This is a genomic window from Acetobacter sp. P5B1 (assembly GCF_018811985.1).
In the GTDB taxonomy this organism is placed as follows: Bacteria; Pseudomonadota; Alphaproteobacteria; order Acetobacterales; family Acetobacteraceae; genus Acetobacter; species Acetobacter cerevisiae.
Window position 1 is genome coordinate 1 of the sequence record NZ_JACRVS010000093.1, and the last position, 609, is coordinate 609.

The window sequence follows — 609 nt, forward strand, 5'->3', positions numbered from 1 at the left end:
ATTTAATAACAAACGGATACTCAACAGGTTACGGAATTGGAACCGTATTCCCTTTCGTTCAAAATTATTCAAGTGTATTATAATTCGCTTTGTTTATATAGTTAGGCATTTTTGTTTTACTTGAAAATTTTCGGCTTTCGCCTTGAACTTAGGACCGACTAACTCGTGATCAACCACTGTTCACACGAAACCCTTCTCCACTTCAGTCCTCCAAGGTCTCATTCGATTATTTGCTACTACCACCAAGATCTGTACCAATGGCAGCTCCATGCAGGCTTACGCCAAACACTTCTACGCATACCATTGTACCTTCCTACTCACTAAAGTTTCAAAATTTATATCACAAGTAATATAAATCATCTACTTTAGCGGTAATGTATAGGTATACAACTTAAGCGCCATCCATTTTAAGGGCTAGTTGCTTCGGCAGGTGAGTTGTTACACACTCCTTAGCGGATTTCGACTTCCATGATCACCGTCCTGCTGTTTTAAGCAACCAACGCCTTTCATGGTATCTGCATGAGTTGTTAATTTGGGCACCGTAACATTACGTTTGGTTCATCCCACAGCGCCAGTTCTGCTTACCAAAAGTGGCCCACTGGGCACATT

At 41.1% G+C, this 609-nt stretch carries 1 rRNA gene; it reads right to left on the reverse strand.

Annotation, left to right across the window (positions count from 1 at the left end):
- Positions 1–609: ribosomal RNA gene (locus KP703_RS15510) — 23S ribosomal RNA — on the reverse strand; the annotation flags it as partial.